This window comes from Streptomyces sp. NPDC015345 (assembly GCF_043078805.1).
GTDB lineage: Bacteria > Actinomycetota > Actinomycetes > Streptomycetales > Streptomycetaceae > Streptomyces.
The window spans coordinates 852,731-868,846 of sequence record NZ_JBIBTX010000001.1 but is presented as its reverse complement, the minus strand read 5'-3'; the positions used below and the strand labels follow the sequence as shown (position 1 = coordinate 868,846).

The 16,116-nt window shown below is 70.8% G+C and carries 14 protein-coding genes; 6 read left to right on the top strand and 8 right to left on the bottom strand.

Annotation, left to right across the window (positions count from 1 at the left end; genetic code table 11):
- Positions 1-8: 8 nt before the first annotated feature.
- The gene (locus ACF062_RS03960) at positions 9-791 is read right to left on the bottom strand and encodes a metal ABC transporter ATP-binding protein (protein WP_392135311.1); all 783 of its coding nucleotides are present in this window, start codon (positions 789-791) and stop codon (positions 9-11) included.
- Between the two features lie 32 nt (positions 792-823).
- Complete coding sequence (locus tag ACF062_RS03955; RefSeq protein WP_392135308.1) at positions 824-1,807, bottom strand: metal ABC transporter substrate-binding protein; 984 nt, start codon at positions 1,805-1,807, stop codon at positions 824-826.
- A gap of 166 nt (positions 1,808-1,973) precedes the next feature.
- On the opposite strand from ACF062_RS03955, the gene ACF062_RS03950 reads away from it, so the two are divergent.
- Positions 1,974-3,356, top strand: coding sequence for a glycine--tRNA ligase (locus ACF062_RS03950; RefSeq protein WP_223774543.1), 1,383 nt, complete (start codon positions 1,974-1,976; stop codon positions 3,354-3,356).
- A gap of 36 nt (positions 3,357-3,392) precedes the next feature.
- Here ACF062_RS03950 and ACF062_RS03945 read toward each other — a convergent pair whose 3' ends face one another.
- On the bottom strand, positions 3,393-4,205 hold the full coding sequence (locus ACF062_RS03945; RefSeq protein WP_392135304.1) for a helix-turn-helix domain-containing protein: 813 nt from the start codon (positions 4,203-4,205) through the stop codon (positions 3,393-3,395).
- Positions 4,206-4,283: 78 nt separating this feature from the next.
- Between ACF062_RS03945 and ACF062_RS03940 the strand changes: the two genes are divergently transcribed.
- The gene (locus tag ACF062_RS03940) at positions 4,284-4,709 is read left to right on the top strand and encodes a VOC family protein (protein ID WP_392135301.1); all 426 of its coding nucleotides are present in this window, start codon (positions 4,284-4,286) and stop codon (positions 4,707-4,709) included.
- Between the two features lie 37 nt (positions 4,710-4,746).
- Positions 4,747-5,388: a class I SAM-dependent methyltransferase gene (locus ACF062_RS03935; RefSeq protein ID WP_392135299.1), complete on the top strand. Its 642-nt coding sequence runs from the start codon at positions 4,747-4,749 to the stop codon at positions 5,386-5,388.
- Here ACF062_RS03935 and ACF062_RS03930 read toward each other — a convergent pair.
- The 4 genes from ACF062_RS03930 to ACF062_RS03915 all read right to left on the bottom strand — a co-directional run bounded on the left by ACF062_RS03930 (position 5,385) and on the right by ACF062_RS03915 (position 10,083).
- On the bottom strand, positions 5,385-5,969 hold the full coding sequence (locus ACF062_RS03930; RefSeq protein ID WP_392135296.1) for a TetR family transcriptional regulator: 585 nt from the start codon (positions 5,967-5,969) through the stop codon (positions 5,385-5,387). The two genes, ACF062_RS03935 and ACF062_RS03930, sit on opposite strands and share 4 nt — an antisense overlap.
- A gap of 25 nt (positions 5,970-5,994) precedes the next feature.
- The gene (locus tag ACF062_RS03925; RefSeq protein ID WP_392135293.1) at positions 5,995-7,011 is read right to left on the bottom strand and encodes an aldo/keto reductase; all 1,017 of its coding nucleotides are present in this window, start codon (positions 7,009-7,011) and stop codon (positions 5,995-5,997) included.
- 84 nt (positions 7,012-7,095) lie between these two features.
- The gene (locus ACF062_RS03920; RefSeq protein WP_392135290.1) at positions 7,096-8,556 is read right to left on the bottom strand and encodes an MFS transporter; all 1,461 of its coding nucleotides are present in this window, start codon (positions 8,554-8,556) and stop codon (positions 7,096-7,098) included.
- 39 nt (positions 8,557-8,595) lie between these two features.
- Positions 8,596-10,083: an MFS transporter gene (locus ACF062_RS03915; RefSeq protein ID WP_392135287.1), complete on the bottom strand. Its 1,488-nt coding sequence runs from the start codon at positions 10,081-10,083 to the stop codon at positions 8,596-8,598.
- 101 nt (positions 10,084-10,184) lie between these two features.
- Here ACF062_RS03915 and ACF062_RS03910 point away from each other — a divergent pair, with 101 nt between their 5' ends.
- The 3 genes from ACF062_RS03910 to ACF062_RS03900 all read left to right on the top strand — a co-directional run bounded on the left by ACF062_RS03910 (position 10,185) and on the right by ACF062_RS03900 (position 12,864).
- Entirely contained in the window at positions 10,185-11,030 is an 846-nt protein-coding gene (locus ACF062_RS03910; protein WP_392135284.1) for a helix-turn-helix transcriptional regulator, read from the top strand.
- Between the two features lie 60 nt (positions 11,031-11,090).
- On the top strand, positions 11,091-12,224 hold the full coding sequence (gene dusB, locus ACF062_RS03905) for a tRNA dihydrouridine synthase DusB (protein WP_392135281.1): 1,134 nt from the start codon (positions 11,091-11,093) through the stop codon (positions 12,222-12,224).
- 76 nt (positions 12,225-12,300) lie between these two features.
- On the top strand, positions 12,301-12,864 hold the full coding sequence (locus ACF062_RS03900) for a hypothetical protein (protein WP_392135278.1): 564 nt from the start codon (positions 12,301-12,303) through the stop codon (positions 12,862-12,864).
- A 112-nt stretch (positions 12,865-12,976) separates the two neighbouring features.
- Here the strand turns inward: ACF062_RS03900 and ppdK are convergent, their stop codons facing one another.
- Positions 12,977-15,733, bottom strand: coding sequence for a pyruvate, phosphate dikinase (gene ppdK, locus ACF062_RS03895; RefSeq protein WP_392135275.1), 2,757 nt, complete (start codon positions 15,731-15,733; stop codon positions 12,977-12,979).
- Positions 15,734-16,116: the final 383 nt, after the last annotated feature.

Here is a 16,116-nt window from a genome sequence, read left to right as displayed (position 1 = left end):
GCTCGCCCTCAGGTCAGCAGGCCGGTACGGACCGGTTCCGTGTCGGCGGGGTGCGGGTGGACGTGGTCGTGGCCGGGCAGGGCGTGCTGGCCGACGGCCCGCGGGGGCGGCCCGTCGTGCAGGACGCAGCCGTCGCGCAGCACCACGGCGCGGTCGATCAGCGGCTCCAGCGGCCCCAGTTCATGGAGGACGAGCAGGACCGAGGTGCCCTTCGCGACCTGCTCGCGCAGGGTGGCCGCGAGGACCTCCTGGCTCGCCAGGTCGACGCCCGCCATCGGCTCGTCCATGATCAGCAGTTCGGGTTCGGAGGCCAGCGCGCGGGCGATCAGGACCCGCTGGTGCTGGCCGCCGGAGAGGGCGTTCACGGAGTCCTTGGCGCGGTCGGCCAGGCCCACCAGGTCGATGGCGCGGGCGACGGCCTCGCGGTCGGCCTTGCGGAGCAGGCCGAAGCGGGCCCGGGAGAGCCGCCCCGACGTGACGACCTCGCTGATCGTGGCGGGCACGCCGCCCGCGGCTGTGGTGCGCTGCGGGACGTACCCGACGCGGGCCCAGTCGCGGAAGCGGCGGCGCGGGGTGCCGAAGATCTCGACCTCGCCGCCGCTGACCGGGACCTGCCCGATGACCGTGCGGACGGCGGTGGACTTGCCCGAGCCGTTGGCGCCGAGCAGGGCGACGACCTCGCCGCGGCCCACGGTGAGGTCGATGCCGCGCAGCACGGGGCGCGAGCCGAGCTCGGCGGTCACCTTGCGCAGGGATATGACGGCTTCACCTGAATCAGGGGACTTGCTCATGGCTCGTGCCTCCGTAGCCACAGGGGGTGGGGTCACTTGGCGCCCAGGGCCTTGCGCAGGGCCTGGAGGTTGGAGTCCATGACCTCGATGTAGTCGTCGCCCCTGGACTTCTTGGTGATGCCCTCGATCGGGTCGAGTACATCAGTCTTCAGGTTCGCGTCCTTCGCCAGGGTCCTGGCCGTCTCGTCGCTGACGAGCGTCTCGTAGAAGACCGTGGTGACGCCGTCCTCCTTCGCCATCTTCTGGAGGTCCTTGACGCGCTTGTTGCTCGGCTCGCCCTCGGGGTCGAGGCCGCTGATGGCCTCCTCGGTGAGGCCGTAGCGCTCGGCGAGGTAGCCGAAGGCGGCGTGGGTGGTGATGAAGACCTTCGGAGGGGCCGCCTTGGTGTTCTTCAAGCCGTCTTCGAAGCGCTTGTTCAGGCCATCGAGCTTCTTCACGAGCTTCGCGGTGTTCTTCTTGTACGTCGACGCGTGGTCGGGGTCGGCCTTCTCCAGGGCCTTGCCGACGCCCTCGGCGACCTCGGCGTACCGCACCGGGTCGAGCCAGATGTGGGGGTCGGAGCCTTCGTGGGAGTGCTCGTGGCCGTGGTCTTCGTGGCCCTCGTCGGCGTGCTCGTCGGCGTGGCCGCCGACCTCGGTGCCGTGCTTCTCCATGCTGGTCAGGGAGGCGGCGTCGACCTTGGTCTTGATGCCGGACTGGTCGATCGCGTCGTCGACGGCGGGCTGGAGGCCCTTGAGGTACAGGGCGACGTCGGACTCCTCGAGCTGCCCGCGCTGCTTGGCGGAGACGTCGAGGTCGTGCGGCTCCTGGCCGGGCTCGGTGAGGTTCGTGACGGAGACGTGGTCGCCGCCTATCTGCTCCGCGAGGTACTGCATGGGGTAGAACGACGCCACCACGTCGAGCTTGCCGTCCTTGTCGTCCGCGGCGGAGGAGGAGCAGGCGGTCAGGGCCGTGAGGCCGAGGACCGTCGCGGAGGCAAGGGCGGCGGTGGGTATCAGGCGTCGTCGTACGTTCATGACACTCATTTTCAACAAATGTGGAAACGATTGTCAACAAGGGGTCCCGGTGAAGGTCCCCACAAGGGGCCCGAGGCCGCTTGTGGGGAACCGATTTGATTAGGGGGGTCCGGCCGCCGGTAACCTGAGGCATTCGCCTCGCCCACCGTCTTATGAAGAGAGCACCGTGGCCGCCGACAAGATCGACACCATCGTCAGCCTGAGCAAGCGCCGTGGCTTCGTTTTCCCGTGCAGTGAGATCTACGGCGGCCAGCGCGCCGCCTGGGACTACGGACCGCTGGGCGTCGAGCTGAAGGAGAACCTCAAGCGCCAGTGGTGGCGCTACATGGTCACCTCGCGCGAGGACGTCGTCGGCATCGACTCGTCGGTGATCCTGGCGAGCGAGGTCTGGCAGGCCTCCGGCCATGTCGCGACCTTCTCCGACCCGCTCACCGAGTGCCTCTCCTGTCACAAGCGCCACCGCGCCGACCACCTGGAAGAGGCCTACGAGGCCAAGCACAACCGCCCCCCGGCGAACGGCCTCGCGGACATCAACTGCCCCAACTGCGGTACCAAGGGCCAGTTCACCGAGCCCAAGCAGTTCTCCGGCATGCTCGCCACGCACCTCGGCCCGACGCAGGACACCGGCTCCGTCGCCTACCTGCGCCCCGAGACCGCGCAGGGCATCTTCACCAACTTCGCCCAGGTCCAGCAGACCTCGCGCCGCAAGCCGCCGTTCGGCATCGCGCAGATGGGCAAGTCCTTCCGCAACGAGATCACGCCCGGCAACTTCATCTTCCGCACCCGCGAGTTCGAGCAGATGGAGATGGAGTTCTTCGTCAAGCCGGGCGAGGACGAGCAGTGGCAGGAATACTGGATGGAGCAGCGCTGGAACTGGTACACCGGCCTCGGCCTGCGCGAGGAGAACATGCGGTGGTACGAGCACCCGAAGGAGAAGCTCTCCCACTACTCCAAGCGCACCGCTGACATCGAGTACCGCTTCCAGTTCGGCGGCAGCGAGTGGGGCGAGCTGGAAGGCGTCGCCAACCGCACCGACTACGACCTGTCGGCGCACTCCAAGGCGTCCGGCCAGGACCTCTCGTACTTCGACCAGGAGGCCGGCGAGCGCTACACCCCGTACGTCATCGAGCCCGCCGCCGGTGTCGGCCGCACCATGCTCGCCTTCCTGCTCGACTCGTACTTCGAGGACGAGGCGCCCAACGCCAAGGGCAAGCTGGAGAAGCGCACGGTCATGCGCTTCGACCACCGCATCGCCCCGGTGAAGGTCGCGGTCCTGCCGCTCTCCCGCAACCCGGAGCTGTCCCCGAAGGCCAAGGGCCTCGCGACCGCCCTGCGGCAGAACTGGAACATCGAGTTCGACGACGCGGGCGCCATCGGTCGCCGCTACCGCCGCCAGGACGAGATCGGCACCCCGTACTGCGTCACCGTCGACTTCGACACCCTCGACGACAACGCCGTGACGGTGCGCGAGCGTGACTCCATGAAGCAGGAGCGCGTCTCCCTCGACCAGATCGAGGGCTACCTCGCGACGCGGCTCGTGGGCTGCTGACCCTTCTCGCGCGGTGCGTGAAGCCCCCGGTTCCTCTTATGGAGCCGGGGGCTTCGCCGTATGTACGCGTGTCTGTACGAGGATCGCGGCGTCCTGCGGCTGGGGGGCGAGGAGCATGGTCATGCCGTACGCGCGGGGCGAGCCGCCGTCCTCGGTGATGTCCACCGTGCGCGGGGCGAAGTCGCCGACCGAGCGGCAGGCCCACCAGTCCGCCAGGTCCGGCCGCGCGGACCGCAGCAGGCCGGTGAGGTGCCGGAAGTCCTCGGCGTCGGGGCGGCGGTCCGCCCGTGTGCGCAGGTGCCGGTACAGATCCATGGCGACCGGCTCCCAGCCGGGCAGCAGCCGCTGATGCCGCGCGTCGGTGACCAGCAGGAGCAGCAGATTCCGCCGGTCCTCGGGGAAGGCCGCCGGGTCGGGCCACAGCGTGGTGTACGCGTGGTTCCAGGCGAGGATGTCCAGGGCGGGCCCCAGGAGCAGCGCCGGACTGTCGGGCCAACTGTCGAGCACGGCCCTCAACTCCGGGTCGTGCGCGGGCCGCGCGTCGCCCGGCGCCGGGGCGAACCCGGCGAGGGCCAGCGCGTGCCGGTGGGAGGCGTCGTCCAGGCGCAGGGCGCGGGCGACGGCGTCGAGCACCTGCCGGGAGGTGTCCACGCGGCCCTGCTCCAGCCACGTGTACCAGGCGACGGAGACCCCGGCGAGCACGGCGACCTCCTCGCGGCGCAGCCCCTTCGCGCGGCGGCGGGCGGTGCCCGGCAGCCCGACGTCACCGGGCGTGAGGCGCTCGCGGTGGGCGCGCAGGAAGCCGCCGAGTCCCGACCGGAGCGCCGAGGTTGCCGTCGTGGTCGCCATGGGCCCAGCCTATGACCTGGACTCACCCCCACCGATGCCTCTCTGGCAGCGGCGGGCGGCCGGGCCGAGGCTGGTCCCATGACTGACACCCCGACGATGTGGCGCCGCCGCAACGACTCCACGGACCTGCCCGCGCCCCGCCCCTTCCTCCGCGTCTACACCGGCCCCGGCACGCTGGACGCGCTGGCGGCCTCGTACGAGCGGCTGCTCGGCACCGAGCGGGACATGTGGTTCACGTATCCGGAGAAGGACCTCGCCCTCGCGGCGGTCGGCGCCTTCCTCCTGATCGAGGGCACGGAGGAGACGCTGGCCCCCTTCCGCGCGACGCACGGCACGCTCCTCGTCGACTCGGCGCGGGCGTATCTGGAGCGCCTTGCGGCGGAGGGCGCGGAGATCACGGAGCCACTGATCAGGGTCCCGACGGGCTCGGGGTTCACGGCACGGCACCGGGACGGGACGGTGATCGAGTACGTGGAGCACCGGCCGACGGAGGAGGGGCTGTAGGTGTGGGTGTCAGGGGCGGCCCCTAAGGTCTTCACCCATGACCAGAACCTCCACGCACCTCGCCACGACGGCGGACGCCTACGACGCCGTCGCCGTCCAGTACGCCGGAATCGACCGCACCGACCTCAACGGCCCCTCCCTGGACCGCGCGTTGATCGCCGCCTTCGCCGACCACGTGCGGGCCGAGGGCAACGGCACCGTCGCCGAGGTGGGCTGCGGCCCCGGCCCCGTGACCGCCCTGCTGCGGTCGATGGGCCTGGACGTCTTCGGCGTCGACCTGTCTCCGGCGATGATCGGCCTCGCCCGTGAGGCCTACCCGGAGCTGCGGTTCGAGGTCGGGTCGATGGACGCGCTCGACGTGCCCGACGGCGGCCTTGCGGGCGTCGTGTCCTGGTACTCGGTCATTCACACGCCGCCGGAAGAAGTACGGCCCTACTTCGAGGAGTTCCGCCGGGTGCTCGCCCCCGGCGGGCTCCTCCTGCTCGGCTTCTTCGAGTCGGAGGGCGGCCCGGTCACGGAGTTCGACCACAAGGTGACCACGGCATACCGCTGGCCCGTCGACGGCCTCGCGGAGCTGGCCGGCGAGGCGGGCTTCACCGAGATCGGCCGGATGCTGCGGGAGCCGTGGGAGGGGGAGCGGTTCCGCCGGGGGCATCTGCTGATGCGCAGGGGCGGCTAGGCCCGCAGCCCCCGCACCGTCAGGTCCAGTACGGCGGTGAACGCCTCGTCGATGCCGGGGCGGGACCAGTGCGGGGCGTAGCACGGGTCGTGGAAGCGGGAGGTGGCGTCGAAGACCGCGCGGGCCGACAGGGCGGGGTCGGGGGACGTGAAGTCGCCTGTGGTCACGCCCTGTTGGATGATCGCGGTCAGCTGGCCGGTGAGTTCGGTGATGTGGTCGTTCACCACGTCGCCGTTCTCCTCCGCCAACACCGTGTAGGTGGCGAACAGTTCGGGATCGTCACCCGCCTTGTGCTGCTTGGCGTCGAAGAGGCCCGCGAGCCACTGGCGGAGCTTCGCCTCGGGCGGCTCGGAGCCGGTGACGATGCCCGCGAGCGCCACGGACGTACGGTCCAGCCACCGCTTCGTGACCGCGCCGCGCAGCTCCGCCTTCGTGCGGAAGTGGCGGTATACCGTGCCGTGGCTCACCCCCAGGGCGCGGGCCACGTCTACAACCGTGGCCTTGGCCGCGCCGTGCCTGCGCAAGACCTCCTCGGTCGCTTCGAGGATGCGCTCGGGGGTCAGGGGTGCCGCGGTTGCCATGCCCTAGACCGTACCCGTGGGCGGCTCAGTGCTCGCTGTCGAGGTGTGCCATCTGCGCCTCCGGGTAGCGCGCGCCGGCCACCGCGTCCGCGGGCACGGCCGCCTCGATCGCGGCGAGGTCGGCGTCGTCGAACGTCACGCCGAGCGCGCCGAGGGCCTCGTCGAGCCGGTCCCGGCGGCGCGCGCCGACCAGCGGCACGATGGCCGCGCCGTGCCGGGGGCCCTGCGCCAGCACCCAGGCGATGGCGGTCTGGGCGACGCTGACGCCCTTCCGCTCGGCGATCTTCCGCAGGGCGTCGACCAGGTCGAGGTTGCGGTCGAGGTTCTCGCCCTGGAAGCGGGGGCTCATGGCGCGGAAGTCGTTCGCGGCCAGCTGCCGGTCGCGGGTGAAGTGGCCGGAGATCAGACCGCGGGAGAGCACGCCGTACGCCGTGACGCCGATGCCCAGCTCGGCGACCGCCGGCAGGATCTCCGCCTCGATGCCGCGCGAGACGAGGGAGTACTCGATCTGGAGGTCGGAGACCGGGGCGGTCGCGGCGGCCCGGCGGATGGTGTCGGCGCCCACCTCCGAGAGGCCGATGTGCCGCACGTACCCCTTCTCGACCAGCTCGGCGATGGCGCCCACCGTCTCCTCGACCGGGACATCGGGGTCGAGGCGGGCGATGCGGTAGACGTCGATGTGGTCGACGCCGAGGCGCTGGAGGGAGTACGCGGCGAAGTTCTTGACGGCGGCGGGCCGCCCGTCGTACCCGGACCAGCCGCCGTCGGGGTCGCGCAGGGCGCCGAACTTGACGCTGGTCAGCGCCTGTTCGCGGCGCGCGGCCGGGGCGGTGCGGAGGGCTTCGCCGATCAGCAGTTCGTTGTGCCCCATGGCGTAGAAGTCGCCGGTGTCCAGGAGCGTGACGCCCGCTTCGAGGGCGGCGTGGATGGTCGCGATGGACTCCGTGCGGTCCGCCTCGCCGTAGAGGGCGGACATGCCCATGCAGCCGAGGCCGAGGACGGAGGTGCGGGGGCCGGTGGTGCCGAGAGTGAGAGTACGCATGCGTCCACGATGACATGACAGATGACAGATTTCAATATCTGTCATCTGTCATCTGTCATCTGCCAGTCGTCGGTCGCCGGGCCGTCAGTCGTCAGCCGTCATCTGTCGGGCGTCAGCCATTACCGGCTTCTCCAGGCGTTCCGCCGTCCGCTCCGCCGTCTCCCGCGCCCACCGCCCGCTGGACAGCGCCCCGATGAGCAGTACCGCCAGGCCGCAGCCCGCGATGATCCACCAGGCGGGGCGGCTCGCCTCCGTGAAGTCGGTCGCGTACGAGGAGGAGGCGACCCCGGACGCCAGTACCGCGCCGATCACCGCCACCCCCAGGGTCTGGCCGATCTGGCGGCTGGTGGAGGCGACCGCCGCGGCGACGCCCGCCTGGGCGCGTGGCATGCCGGCGACCGCCGTGTTGGTGATGGGGGCGTTGACGAAGCCGAAGCCCAGGCCGAAGACGACGTATGCGGCCAGGCGCGTCCCGCCCGAGTCCTCCGCCTCGAACGCGGCGAAGAGGACGCCCGAGACCGTCATCGCCACCCCCGCGATCAGCAGCGGCAGGCGCGGCCCGCGGCTGCCGACCAGGCGGCCCGACAGCGGCGCGCAGACGAACGTCATGGCCGCCATCGGCAGCATCCACAGGCCGGCGTGGAGTGCGTCCAGGCCTCGTACGTCCTGGAGGTAGAGCGTCGAGAGGAAGAAGAAGCCGCTCAGGGACGCGAAGGCGCAGACCGCGATCGCCGTCGCCCCGCTGAACGGCGCCGACCCGAAGAAGCGCAGGTCGATGAGGGGTTCGGCGCGGCGCGGTTCGTAGGCCAGCAGGCCGAGCAGGGCCGCCAGGGCCGCGCCCGCGAAGGCGAGGGTCAGCGGGGAGGTCCAGCCCACGCTGGGCGCCTCGATGATCGCGTACGTCACCGCGCCGAGCAGCACGATCACCAGGAGCTGCCCGACCGGGTCCGGGCGGCGCGGCCGAGGGGCGCGGGACTCGGGGACGTACCGGATGGTCAGCAGGAGCGCGGCGAGCCCCACCGGCAGGTTGACCCAGAAGATCGAGCGCCAGCCGACCGAGTCGACGAGCAGGCCGCCGACCAGCGGGCCCGCCGCCATGGAGATGCCGACGACGCCGCCCCAGACGCCGATGGCGCGGGCCCGTTCCCGGGGCTCGGTGAAGGTGTTGGTGATGATCGACATGGCGACGGGGTTGAGCATCGAGCCGCCCACCGCCTGGATCATGCGGAACGCCACCAGGCATTCGAGGTTCGGCGCGAGGGAGCAGAGCACCGAGCCGAGGGTGAAGACGACAAGTCCCGTCTTGAAGACCCTGCGGCGGCCGACGCGGTCGGCGGTGGAGCCGGCGAGCATGAGGAGCGAGGCGAGGACGAGGGTGTACGCGTCGATCGTCCACTGCATGCCCGAGACGCTCGCGTCGAACTCCTCGCGCATGGTGGGGAGCGCGACGTTCAGGACGGTGTTGTCGAGGCTGACGATCAGCAGGCTCATGCAGCAGATCGCGAGGACGAGCATCCGTCGGCGGGGGGTGAGTTCATCGGGCATGTAAGCGACGGTAGCCCTCAGGCATGGGCAGGGCCCGGCTCAGCTCAGCCGCCGTGGCAGCCCCAGGCTCAGCACCGCCAGGCCGAGCAGGCCCACGCACTGCACCCCGAGTACGGCGGCGAACGCGTCGCGCATGCCGAGTCCCGGCACCAGCGCGAGGAAGAGCGAGCCGACCGTCGCCACGCCCACCGCCAGGCAGGACTGCTGCACGGTGGCCGCCAGACCGCTGCCCGCGCCCGCCCGCGCGGAGGGCACCGCGGCGAGCACGATCCGGTAGTAGAGGGCGAGTTCGACGCCCTGGCCGAGGCCGCACAGGGCCAGACCGGGCGCCAGCGCCAAGGGGCCGAGCGAGGGCCACGGCAGCCACAGCACCGTCAGGGCGAGCACCACCAGGCCCAAGCCGTGCACCAGCGCGCAGAGCGTCATCGCCCGGCCGCCGAGCCGTGCCACCAGGCGCGGCGCGAGCATCGACGCCGCGATCTGCGTGACGCCCATCGGGACGATGGTCAGGCCCGCCTTGAGCGCGCCGTAGCCGAGGCCCTGCTGGAGCACGATCGCGCTGACGAACATCCAGCCGCTGAACCCGATGAAGATCGGCAGGCCGAGGACGAGGCCCCTGCGGACGCCGGGCGCGCGCAGGAGGGACGGGGGCAGCAGCGGGCTGCCGCCGGTGTGCTCCGCGCGGCGTTCGACGGCGATGAACGCCCAGGCCAGCGGCGGGGCGGCGGCGAGCGTCAGCAGCGACCAGAGGGGCCAGCCGGTGGCCCGTCCCTCGGACAGGGGCAGGAGCAGGGCGGTCAGCGTGGCACCGAGCAGGAGGGTGCCGCCGGTGTCGCTGCGGCGGGGCTGCCCGGCCCGGCTGTCCGGTACCGCGCGTAGTGCGCACAGCAGGGCGGCGACCGCGACCGGCACGTTGACGAGGAACGCCATGCGCCAGCCGGTGCCCGCGAGGTCGGCGGCGACCAGGACCCCGCCGAGCACCTGCCCGAGGAGGACGCCGAGTCCGCTCACCGAGCCGTACAGCGCGACGGCCTTCGCGCGCCCCTCGCCCCGCGTCGTGGCGTGGATGGTGGCGAGGACCTGCGGCAGCATCAGCGCGGAGGCGGCGCCCTGCGCCACGCGCGCCCCCACCAGCCACCACGCGCCGGGCGCGAGCCCGCAGGCGAGCGACGTCAGGCCGAAGGCGGCCACGCCCCACAGGAAGAGCGTCCTGCGCCCGTACGAGTCACCGAGCCGCCCGCCGAGGACGAGCAGCACGGCGTAGGCGACCGCGTACCCGGCGACGACCATCTCCAGCGTGGCGGGGGAGGCGTGGAGGTCGCGTTCGATGCTGGGCAGGGCGACATTGACGATGAAGAAGTCGATGCTGGAGAGGGCGGCGCCGAGGAGGACGGTGAACAGACCCAGCGGGGTGAGTGGGGTGGGCGGGGTCTGTGCGGTTTGCGGGGGCAGTGGGGTCAGCGGGGCGGGGCCCGTGGGCGCGATGGCTCGCACGGGAGTCTTCTCGAAGTCGGGCTTGAGAGTCACGGCTACGACGATGTTGCGGCCCGCAGAGGGGTACCAGAGTCTCTTTATCCTGGTACCAGCCGTACCTGGAAACAGGCTGCGGCATCGGGCAGCCTTGCTCCGTGACCGGTGCAGACATCCGCGGGCAGGAACTCGCCGCCTTCCTCCGCAGCCGCCGTGAGCGCGTGACGCCCGAGCAGGTGGGGTTGGTGCGCGGTCCGAGGCGGCGCACGCCGGGGTTGCGCCGCGAGGAGGTCGCGCAGCTCTCCTCCGTGGGCGTCACCTGGTACACGTGGCTGGAGCAGGCGCGGCCCATCAAGGTGTCGGCGCAGGTCCTGGACGCCATCGCCAGGGCGCTGCTCATGGACCCGAGCGAACGCGCCCATCTCTTCGCTCTCGGCGGCGCCGTCGACCCGCGCCCCGAGGCCGAGTGCACGGCGCTGTCCGCGCAGGTCAGGCGCCTCATGCACCGCGTCGCCCCCTATCCGGCGACGGTGCAGAACGGCCGCTACGACGTCCTCGCGTACAACCGTCCCTGGACCCACGTCTTCGGCGACTTCGACGCGATGGAGCCCCGTGACCGCAACTGTCTGTGGCTCCTGGCCACCGACGACAGGTGGCGGGCGACCTTCCTCGACCGGGACGAGATGCTGCGCGACCTGACCGCGAAGTTCCGCGCCGCCATGGCCGAGCACGGCGCGGAGCCCGCCTGGCGGGAGCTGAGGGACCGGCTGCTCGAAGTGTCCGCCGAGTTCCGCGAACTGTGGGAGCGGCACGAGGTGGCGACGGTGTCCCCACACGTCAAGCGCTATCAGCACCCGGAGGTGGGGCTGCTGCGCCTGGAGCACCGGATGCTGTGGATGGCGCCACTGGCGCACGCGCACCGCCTCATCACGTACGTCCCGGCCGACGACGAGACGGAGGAGCGCCTGGAACGGCTGGCGGAGCTGTCGAGGGAGCAGGAGTGAGGGGCAGTCCGGGGAGTGAGGGACAATAGAGGGTCCCGTCGTCCGTCCCGGAGAGCCCCCATGCCGTCCCAGCCCCTCACGATCGGCCCGCACACCGTACAGCCGCCCGTCGTCCTCGCCCCCATGGCGGGGATCACGAACGCGCCGTTCCGCACGCTGTGCCGGGAGTTCTCGGGCGGCAAGGGCCTCTTCGTCAGCGAGATGATCACGACGCGCGCCCTGGTGGAGCGCAACGAGAAGACGATGCAGCTGATCCACTTCGACGCGACGGAGAAGCCGCGCTCGATCCAGCTGTACGGCGTCGACCCGGCGACGGTCGGCAAGGCCGTCCGGATGATCGCGGAAGAGGACCTGGCCGACCACATCGACCTGAACTTCGGCTGCCCCGTCCCCAAGGTGACGCGCAAGGGCGGCGGCTCCGCGCTCCCGTACAAGCGGCCTCTGCTGCGCGCGATCCTGAAGGAAGCGGTCAGCGGCGCGGGCGATCTTCCCGTGACGATGAAGATGCGCAAGGGCATCGACGACGACCACATCACCTTCCTGGACGCGGGCCGCATCGCGGTCGAGGAGGGCGTGACGGCGATCGCGCTGCACGGCCGCACGGCCGCCCAGCACTACGGCGGCACGGCGGACTGGGACGCCATCGCGCGCCTGAAGGAGCACGTGCCGGAGATCCCGGTGCTCGGCAACGGCGACATCTGGTCGGCGGCCGACGCGGTCCGGATGATGGACGAGACCGGCTGCGACGGCGTCGTCGTGGGCCGCGGCTGCCTCGGTCGGCCGTGGCTCTTCGGTGACCTGGTCGCGGCCTTCGAGGGCACGGGCGCACCGCAGGCGCCGACCCTGCGCGAGGTCTCCGAGGTCATGCTCCGCCACGCGACGCTGCTCGGCGAGTGGATCGGCGACGAGTCGCGCGGCGTCATCGACTTCCGCAAGCACGTGGCCTGGTACCTGAAGGGCTTCGCGGTCGGCTCGGAGATGCGCAAGCGCCTCGCGATCACCTCGTCGCTGGCCGAACTGGAGGACGGCCTCGGCGAGCTGGACCTCGACCAGGACTGGCCGGCGGGCGCGGACGGCCCGCGCGGCCGTACGTCGGGCAACAACCGCGTGGTCCTGCCGGACGGCTGGCTGAAGGACCCCTACGACTGCGCGGGCGTCGGCGAGGACGCGGAGCTGGACACGTCGGGCGGCTGATCCCCGCCGCGGCTCACCCTGCGAGCACACGCAGTTCACGTACGCGCGTACGCACGCAGGCGAGGGGGATGAAGCGATGACGTTGCGCTCCGATGTGGCCGAGCTGCTGGCGGAGGCCGACATCGACGACGTGGATGTCGACGAGGCCGTCGCGGACGAGCACGCCAGGACGTCCGCGTATCTGCGCGTCGTCTCCGCGGCCGCTTCGTCACCGAGCCGCGACCGGGACCGCGCGATGGTGGCCACGATCCGGCGCGACCCGCACGAGATGGGGGCCAAGGTGGCGGTGGTCGCCCTCGTGGACGAGATCGCGAGGAAGGCGACCGGCTCTGCCGAGTTCCGGCAGTGGTCGGACGAACTGCTGCCGGAGATCGCCCGGTTCAGGGTGGAGGGGCACCGCGCGTTCATCCGCCGCCGCATCCACGACTGGCTGTTCTACCTGTCCGTCAGGGATGGTCACGTGCCGACCCCGGCTGAGCTGGCGGAGGTCACGGCCTGGATGCAGCGCTTCCTGGCCGAGGCGTCGACGTCGCCCGCGGTACTCGCCCTGCTCGCCGAGTCGGCCACCACCAGGAAGACCCGGAACATCGCGAGGAACCGGAACATCGCGAGGAACCGGTCCGGAAGCCTTCCGCGCTGACGACACACGAAGGGGCGGCACCCCCGCACAGGGTGCCGCCCCTTCATCGTGGACCGGAGCCGTCGCCGCATCGGTTGAGGGTCGGGGACGCGGCGACGGCTCCGGGGTCTGGCTACCGGTGGTCGCTGCCCGCCGAGTGCGAGGCCGCGCGGCCCGCCTCCAGACGGGCGACCGGGATGCGGAACGGTGAGCAGGAGACGTAGTCCAGGCCCACCTCGTGGAAGAAGTGCACGGACTCCGGGTCGCCGCCGTGCTCGCCGCAGACGCCGAGCTTCAGGTCGGGGCGCGTGGCGCGGCCGGCCTTGACCGCGTCCTTGACCAGCTTGCCGACGCCGTCCTTGTCGATCGTCTCGAACGGCGAGACCCCGAAGATGCCCTTCTCCAGGTAGGCGGTGAAGAACGAAGCCTCCACGTCGTCCCGAGAGAAGCCCCAGACGGTCTGCGTCAGGTCGTTCGTGCCGAAGGAGAAGAACTCCGCGGCCTCCGCGATCTGGTCGGCCGTCAGCGCGGCGCGCGGCAGCTCGATCATCGTGCCCAGCGCCAGCTTCAGCTCGACGCCGGTGGACTCGATGACCTCCGCGATGACCTGCTCGGCCTCCTCGCGGACGATCTCCAGCTCCTGGACGGTGCCGACGAGCGGAATCATGATCTCCGCACGCGGGTCCCCCTTGGCCTTCTTCCGCTCGGCCGCCGCCTCCGCGATGGCCCGCACCTGCATGGTGAACAGCCCGGGGATCACCAGGCCGAGGCGTACGCCGCGCAGGCCCAGCATCGGGTTCTGCTCGTGCAGGCGGTGCACGGCCTGGAGCAGGCGCAGGTCGTTCTCGTTGGCGTCCTTGCGGGACTCGGCGAGGGCCACCCGGACGGAGAGCTCCGTGATGTCGGGCAGGAACTCGTGCAGCGGCGGGTCGAGCAGACGGATGGTGACCGGCAGGCCGTCCATCGCCTCGAAGAGCTCCACGAAGTCCCGCTTCTGCAGCGGCAGGAGCTCCTTGAGGGCGTCCTCGCGCTCCCCGTCCGCGTCGGCGAGGATCAGGCGCTCGACCATCTCGCGGCGCTCACCGAGGAACATGTGCTCGGTGCGGCACAGGCCGATGCCCTGCGCGCCGAAGCGGCGGGCGCGCAGCGCGTCCTCGGCGTTGTCCGCGTTGGCGCGGACCCGCAGCCGCCGTACGCGGTCCGCGTACGCCATGATCCGGTGCACAGCGGCGACCAGCTCGTCGGCGTCCTCGGCGCCCGCGTGCATGCGGCCCTCGAAGTACTCGACGACGGGGGAGGGCACGACGGGCACCTCACCGAGGTAGACCTTGCCGGTCGAGCCGTCGATGGAGACGACGTCGCCCTCCTCGACGACGATGCCGCCCGGCGCGGTGAGGCAGCGCCGCTTGGTGTCGACCTCCAGCTCCTCGGCGCCGCAGACACAGGTCTTGCCCATGCCGCGCGCCACGACCGCCGCGTGGGAGGTCTTGCCGCCGCGCGAGGTCAGGATGCCCTCGGCCGCGATCATGCCGTCGAGGTCGTCGGGGTTGGTCTCGCGGCGGATCAGGATGACCTTCTCGCCCGAACGCGACCACTTGATCGCGGTGTACGAGTCGAAGACGGCCTTGCCGACCGCGGCGCCCGGTGACGCGGCGATGCCGCGGCCGAGCTGCTGCACCTTGGAGTCCGCGTCGAAGCGCGGGAACATCAGCTGCGCGAGCTGCGCGCCGTTGACGCGCTGGAGCGCCTCGGCCTCGTCGATCAGGCCCTGGTCGACGAGTTGCGTCGCGATGCGGAAGGCGGCACCGGCGGTGCGCTTGCCGACGCGGGTCTGGAGCATCCACAGCTGGCCGCGCTCGATGGTGAACTCGATGTCGCACAGGTCCTTGTAGTGCGTTTCGAGGGTCTCCATGATCTGCATGAGCTGGTCGTACGACTTCTTGTCCAGCTGTTCCAGATCGGCGAGCGGCACGGTGTTGCGGATGCCCGCCACCACGTCCTCGCCCTGCGCGTTCTGGAGGTAGTCGCCGTAGACGCCCTGGTGGCCGCTGGCCGGGTCGCGGGTGAACGCGACGCCCGTGCCGGAGTCCGGGCCGAGGTTGCCGAAGACCATCGAGCAGACGTTGACGGCCGTGCCGAGGTCGTGCGGGATGCGCTCCTGGCGGCGGTAGAGCTTGGCGCGGTCGGTGTTCCACGACTCGAAGACCGAACGGATCGCGAGGTCCATCTGCTCGCGCGGGTCCTGCGGGAAGTCCCGCCCGGCCTCCGCCTTGACGATCTTCTTGAACTTGGTGACCAGCTTCTTCAGGTCGGCCGCTTCGAGGTCGGTGTCGACCGCGACCTTCTTCGCCTTCTTGGCGGCCTCAAGGGCGTCCTCGAAGAGGTCCCCGTCGACGCCGAGGACGGTCTTGCCGAACATCTGGATGAGCCGGCGGTAGGAGTCCCACGCGAAGCGGTCGTCGCCGGACTGCTTGGCGAGGCCGGTCACGGACTTGTCGGAGAGCCCGATGTTCAGGACGGTGTCCATCATGCCGGGCATGGAGAACTTGGCGCCCGAGCGGACCGAGACGAGCAGCGGGTCGTCGGCCTGACCCAGCTTCTTGCCCATCTTCTTCTCCAGGGCGTCGAGGTGCGCGCTGACCTCGTCGCGCAGCTCGGCCGGCTCCGCACCGCTGCCGAGGTACGTCTTGCACGCCTCGGTGGTGATGGTGAAGCCCGGAGGGACGGGCAGCCCGAGATTGGTCATCTCGGCGAGGTTCGCGCCCTTGCCGCCGAGAAGGTCCTTGAGGTCCTTGTTGCCCTCGGTGAAGTCGTAAACGAACTTCACCCCCTCGGTCGCCGCGGTCGTCTCACTCGTGTGAGCTACGTGGGGATCTTTGTTTTCCGACACGGGTCTCGACTCCTCGAGGACTCGGTGGCTGCCCTGACGGCGAGGAACATACCCAGATCGAAGGCGCGTGGGTACGTCCACTTGCGCGTCATGCGGCCGTAACCACCCGTCCGCCGCTAGATCGAAAGTGACCCGGGGGTAGGGGGAGGCCGACCGTTGTGTTCAAGTCTTGAAGTTGCAACCCCCGTAGATCCTGGTAAACGCTCAAACGAGCGAGATATTCTCAGATGTGAGTTCACTTCATGAATGATCGAGCATTGGCACTGAGTGCCACCCCTTGGAGAAGTGCAGCCGCCCATGAAGCGCTCATCTGAGCGCAAGGCCTATCAGGGGTGGCGAGAATCACGCCGTTTGGAGCGACGCGATGTCACCATCCGGACGCG